General features: G+C 49.4%; 4 protein-coding genes and 5 tRNA genes. 2 read left to right on the forward strand and 7 right to left on the reverse strand.

Annotation, left to right across the window (positions count from 1 at the left end; genetic code table 11):
• Positions 1 to 92: 92 nt before the first annotated feature.
• Positions 93 to 1,616, reverse strand: a complete 1,524-nt coding sequence (locus tag EIZ37_RS25345) for an MDR family MFS transporter (protein ID WP_134687550.1) — start codon at positions 1,614 to 1,616, stop codon at positions 93 to 95.
• A gap of 461 nt (positions 1,617 to 2,077) precedes the next feature.
• Between EIZ37_RS25345 and EIZ37_RS25350 the strand changes: the two genes are divergently transcribed.
• On the forward strand, positions 2,078 to 2,503 hold the full coding sequence (locus EIZ37_RS25350; protein ID WP_134687551.1) for an SRPBCC family protein: 426 nt from the start codon (positions 2,078 to 2,080) through the stop codon (positions 2,501 to 2,503).
• 1 nt (position 2,504) lies between these two features.
• Positions 2,505 to 2,831, forward strand: a complete 327-nt coding sequence (locus EIZ37_RS25355) for an ArsR/SmtB family transcription factor (protein WP_134687552.1) — start codon at positions 2,505 to 2,507, stop codon at positions 2,829 to 2,831.
• A gap of 52 nt (positions 2,832 to 2,883) precedes the next feature.
• Here EIZ37_RS25355 and EIZ37_RS25360 read toward each other — a convergent pair whose 3' ends face one another.
• The 6 genes from EIZ37_RS25360 to EIZ37_RS25385 all read right to left on the reverse strand — a co-directional run bounded on the left by EIZ37_RS25360 (position 2,884) and on the right by EIZ37_RS25385 (position 4,079).
• Positions 2,884 to 3,321, reverse strand: a complete 438-nt coding sequence (locus tag EIZ37_RS25360) for a hypothetical protein (RefSeq protein WP_134687553.1) — start codon at positions 3,319 to 3,321, stop codon at positions 2,884 to 2,886.
• A 191-nt stretch (positions 3,322 to 3,512) separates the two neighbouring features.
• Positions 3,513 to 3,585, reverse strand: a tRNA-His gene (locus EIZ37_RS25365).
• 61 nt (positions 3,586 to 3,646) lie between these two features.
• Positions 3,647 to 3,729: transfer RNA gene (locus EIZ37_RS25370), tRNA-Leu, on the reverse strand.
• A gap of 13 nt (positions 3,730 to 3,742) precedes the next feature.
• A tRNA-Pro gene (locus EIZ37_RS25375) sits at positions 3,743 to 3,819 on the reverse strand.
• A 68-nt stretch (positions 3,820 to 3,887) separates the two neighbouring features.
• Positions 3,888 to 3,964: transfer RNA gene (locus tag EIZ37_RS25380), tRNA-Arg, on the reverse strand.
• 39 nt (positions 3,965 to 4,003) lie between these two features.
• Positions 4,004 to 4,079: transfer RNA gene (locus tag EIZ37_RS25385), tRNA-Gly, on the reverse strand.
• Positions 4,080 to 4,213: the final 134 nt, after the last annotated feature.

Raw genomic sequence — 4,213 nt, forward strand, 5'->3', positions numbered from 1 at the left:
TCACCAACTAACAATTAACGGCTTGCTGGGCACGCCAGTAAAAAAAGAACCGCCATTTCCCGCTTGATGCCGGGAGTGGCGGTTTTTTCCGTTCAGCTTTTGGCTGCTTCCACCAAACGTGCTTGACCCATGAATGTACTTGTGACAAGGGATACCAGGACAAATCCCATTCCCAATGCGAACACGATGCTCAATGCATCGCTGAACACATATTGGAGCGCCTGCACCATTTCCTGCGGCATCGAAGCGCGCGTTTCCGGTTGGAGCAGCACCTGCGGGTCGGAAACCTGCTGCCAATGCTCTTCTGGGATATTCATGCGAATGCGAGAGATTCCTGCCGCCAAGCGCTCTGCGAACAAACTGCCGAGAATACTCACCCCGATCGTCCCTCCGATTGAGCGAAAAAATTGGTTGGTGGAGGTCGCCACTCCACGGTTTCTCATATCGACGGCATTTTGAGCAGCCGTGCCTACCGTCGGAAAAATCGCCCCCATCCCCAGACCGGTAATGGCCATCAGCAGAATCATTTCCCCGATCGATGTGGCTGCCGTCATCCGGCTTAGCAGGAAAAAGCCGGCGGTCATGAGGGCAAGACTCACGATTAAGATGGCCCGATAGGAAAGCTTTTTCATCAAGCGGCCGCTGATCGTTGAGGTCACCACAGAAGCAAGCATAAGCGGTGTCAGCGAATAGCCAGCCATGGATGGACTCACCCCGATTACGGCCTGCACAAACAGCGGGATGTAGGCGATGCCCCCAAAAAGCGCTCCACTGGCGAAAAATCCGGTCAGGTTGCTAAAAAGAAGTGTCCGAATACGAAACAGGTGCAGCGGGATCATCGGTTCTGTTACCTTGTTTTCAATCCAGACGAAAAGTGCCAGCAGGAGAAGCCCTGTGCTAAACAAGGCCACGACGAGAGGAGAGCCCCAGCCTCCCTGATTGATCTCCCCCTGATGCTGTTCACCACCCATCACCAGTGCCAGGAGGATGGAGACAACCGCTGCCGTAAAGGTCACGGCACCTATCCAATCCACTCTCCGCTTTTCCATAGCCATGCTTTCTTGCAAAGCATAAGCGATGAGGAAAAAAGCCGGGATGCCGATGGGAAGATTGAGGAAAAAGATGAAGCTCCAGTCCCCATATTCGACAAGAAATCCGCCGACAGTCGGTCCCAAAATACTCGACAATGTAAAAACGGCACTAAATACCCCCATGAACCTGGCTCTTTTTTCGGGCGGAAACAGGTCAGCAATAATCGTAAAGGCCACGGGCATCAATGCGCCTGCACCAAGACCTTGAATTCCTCTGTACAGAATTAATTCCAACATGCTCCCGGCAAAGCCGCAGAGTGCGGACCCTCCGAGAAAGAGAGATAACCCGACCAAGTACACTTTTTTTCGCCCAAACAAATCCGCAAGCTTGCCATATATGGGCATGGTCACTGTCGAGGTCAGCATATATAGGGTGAACACCCAGCTATACAGGGAAAGTCCCCCCAGCTCTTTGACGATGGCAGGCATAGCTGTTGAAACAACGGTCTGCTCAAGGGAAGACAACACCAAACCGAGCAGAAGACCCGCGGTGATCAGACGCACTTTCATTTTCGAAGCATCCATAATCCACTCTCCTGTGAGATCCTTAGTACGCTGCTCCGCGGTAGCAGCATGATTACTATAAGAAAAATCAACAGAAAAGAGTAGACTTTTTCTTTCCGATGAATTATTCTGATGATAAGGTGCGCCCATAGAAACTTATCTGATTTCCATACACAAAGTAGAATATTTGGCTTCGCCATTCCTTTGGCGAAGCCTTAGTTGCACTTAGGTGGATAAGAATTTTTATATACTCTTATCCGCCAAAAAGAGCCCGTCGAAACACGAACGAACAGTGTTTCGACGGGCTCTTCATTTTTGGAACGATAAATGAAAGCTAAGCTGACCTGCTTTTGCATGCTAATAATTGTACCTCTAATCGGAAAAAATAAGCTGGAATCGTATGATCCGTTGCAAATGACACCTTTTGGTGTTATTATTAATTATGACACCTATGGGTGTTACTTAACGAGGAGGTTTTACTGATGCAAACACAAGGAACTCTGCCTGAAATCCGTAAAACGGTTGTATTGAATGCTCCCATTGAAAAAGTGTGGAAAGCTGTGGCAACATCTGAAGGTATCGCCGCATGGTGGATGCCAAACACGTTTGAACCTGTTGTCGGTCGTGACTTCATCCTCCATGCAGGTCAATTTGGCGATTCACCTTGCAAAGTAACGGAAATCGATCCCCCGCATCGAGTAGGATTTGACTGGGGCAAAGATTGGCATCTGGCATTCGAGTTGAAGCAGCTAGAGGATGGAAAAACCGAGTTCACCCTGATCCATTCTGGCTGGGATGCAGCAAAAGTTACAGAGTTCGGACAACCACACGCAGTCATTCGTGAAATCATGAACGGCGGTTGGGAAGGCATTGTGAAAGAAAAACTTGTTCAGTATGTAGAGGCTTAGGTTGTCAGCCCCTGCATTAAAGCACGATGTGTTTCAGGCAATCGCCGACCCTACCCGCCGTCGGATGCTGACATTGCTTGCTGATAAAGAAATGCCGATTGCTGCCATCTCGGAATGCTTCCCTATCACACGTACGGCTGTGAACAAGCATTTGCACGTGCTGTCTGATGCCGGTCTTGTAAGCAGTAAAAAGGTCGGACGGGAAACACGCTACAGGCTTCAGCCGGAACCCCTGATCGAAATCAAGCAATGGCTTGACTTCTTTGAACAATATTGGGATGAAAAGCTGCTTGCGCTTAAAATGTTCGTAGAGTCGGATGATGCTTAATGGAAAAGAACCGAGATGCCTGTGCATGGCGCCTCGGTTCTTTATTGTCATGTCAGGAGAGTTGGATGCGGACAATGAACGTTCCTGTTTCTTTTTCAACTTCTTGCTCGATGATCGACCAATTGGGGGAAATGGTTGAACGAAGCCAATCCAGCTCTTCTTTTTTTAGCTTCACCTGATCGAGATGTGCTTCTTCGCTCCGGTAATCCCTGTCTGCCTCCAGTCCAAATCGCAGACGCAGCAAGGTTTTGATTCCACCATATGTACTGAATTTCACCTGGTATCCTTCCCGCACCGCCTGTTCAAAAGTTGCCCAATCCTGTCTTGCCAGCGCGAGGAGATCGGAGAAATCGTATTTCCCCGCATCGATCTGGTAAAAGCTTTGATAGTCCCCTTCTCGGAAAAGCGAAAGCAGCTCCTCGTCCTTTATCCCACGATGACGAATGACTTCCAACAGCACCGCTTCCCATTGTGATAGTTTGCTCGCCATTTTATCCCCCCTTCTTCTTATTTTGCGTGCTCACACCAGTAAATGTCTAGGTTAATAATTCTATATAATATGACACTCAGCCTCAGAAAAATCGTGCAAACGGAAATGAGAAATCTGCTTCCGCCAATTCATGCAGAAAACCCGGTCTACAGCTAGACCGGGTCAATCATAACATTCTCGGTTACATAAGGGGCGATCGATGGGACTTGAACCCACGAGTGCCGGAGCCACAATCCGGTGCGTTAACCACTTCGCCACGACCGCCACATGCTGCACTTCTGGCAGGGGCAGTAGAAATCGAACCCACACCAAAGCCGCAAATAAATGGTGCCGGTAGAGGGACTTGAACCCCCACGGTTTCCCTCACGATTTTGAGTCGCGCGCGTCTGCCAATTCCGCCATACCGGCATATGAAATTACATGGTCGGGAAGACAGGATTCGAACCTGCGACCCCTTGGTCCCAAGCCAAGTACTCTACCAAGCTGAGCTACTTCCCGACGACGGACATGGATGTCCTAGTGTCGACATTGCCACATGACGTGACCCTTTTAGTCGACTTACAATATGGCGTGCCCTGAGAGATTCGAACTCCCGACCTTTTGATTCGTAGTCAAACGCTCTATCCAGCTGAGCTAAGGGCACAAAAACGTTTTATAATGAAAAACGTCAAGACGTTTTTCGTGGAGCGGACGACGGGTCTCGAACCCGCGACCTTCGCCTTGGCAAGGCGACGCTCTACCAATTGAGCTACGTCCGCAAATAAATTATGGGGTCCCCGAAAAGTACTCGGAATATGCTTCGAAGCGCTGCGTCACTTTTTGGGGTTTTTACTACTGGTGAGCCATGAAGGACTCGAACCTTCGACCCTCTGATTAAAAGTCAGATGCTCTA

It is taken from the genome of Brevibacillus migulae (assembly GCF_004521915.1).
GTDB classification, from domain to species: Bacteria; Bacillota; Bacilli; order Brevibacillales; family Brevibacillaceae; genus Brevibacillus_F; species Brevibacillus_F migulae.

Coding starts and splice junctions, on each gene's coding strand:
- EIZ37_RS25345 (WP_134687550.1), bottom strand. CDS start 1,616: ATGGATGCTTCGAAAATGAAAGTGCGTCTGATCACCGCGGGTCTTCTG.
- EIZ37_RS25350 (WP_134687551.1), top strand. CDS start 2,078: ATGCAAACACAAGGAACTCTGCCTGAAATCCGTAAAACGGTTGTATTG.
- EIZ37_RS25360 (WP_134687553.1), bottom strand. CDS start 3,321: ATGGCGAGCAAACTATCACAATGGGAAGCGGTGCTGTTGGAAGTCATT.